Consider the following 811-nt stretch of genomic DNA (forward strand, 5'->3'; position numbering starts at 1 on the left):
GAGATATCGGCCTCTCCTTCTGGGAGAGCATCAGGAATTTGAACTGACCAGCTACCGTCTCCTGTAACTAAAGCTGTTAAATTTTGTGCGACACCAGAACTGTCTGTTACAACAATTTCTACTGCTGAGCCAACTTGAGCATCTGTGAATCCACTAATTTCTGGTTGATTATTACTACTTTCTCCTATTTCATTTACCGTTAAACTTGGGGCTGTTATGTCTATTTCACCCATTCCATTAATATTAGCTGTATTACCAGTCTCATCGAATACACTAGCATCTATACTAAATATGCCTTCTGCTAATGGGTTCTCGATCTCTATTGACCAACTAGAGTCTGCATTAACATTTGTAATAAAAAGCTGCTGAGCACCATTACTATCTTCCACAATAACTCGGATCTCACTACCAACCTGAGCAGAACTAGTTCCACTAATAATTGGAGTTACATCATTAACTAGACCAATTGGGTTTAATGAAATTTCGGGTAACTCTTCTGTACTAAATATTGCAGTTATACTTGCATTTGAGACATTGCCAACTGCATCTTGAGTTTGAGCAGAGACAGTAAAACGACCCTGAGCAACTGGTTCGCCAGCTTCAACTTGCCAGCTACCATCGGCCAAAACCTGTGCTTGTAAATTTTGAGTTGTTCCTTGAGCATCAACAAGATTAATACTAATCACACTTCCTTCTGGTGCATTAGTTTCTCCTGAAATAACAGGTGTTTCATCATTGGTTGCACCAATAGGATTAATCGTTAACACTGGCGCTGTTAAATCTATTTCGCCCGTTTCATTCACTTGCGCAA

The 811-nt window shown here is 39.7% G+C and carries 1 protein-coding gene; it reads right to left on the minus strand.

Annotation, left to right across the window (positions count from 1 at the left end; all coding sequences use genetic code 11):
- A partial coding sequence (locus tag N7931_RS19310) for an Ig-like domain-containing protein (protein ID WP_262795970.1) occupies nucleotides 1–811 on the minus strand: 811 nt, incomplete at both ends.

Origin of the sequence: Catenovulum sp. 2E275, from assembly GCF_025515275.1 — a bacterium.
Taxonomy (GTDB): domain Bacteria; phylum Pseudomonadota; class Gammaproteobacteria; order Enterobacterales; family Alteromonadaceae; genus Catenovulum.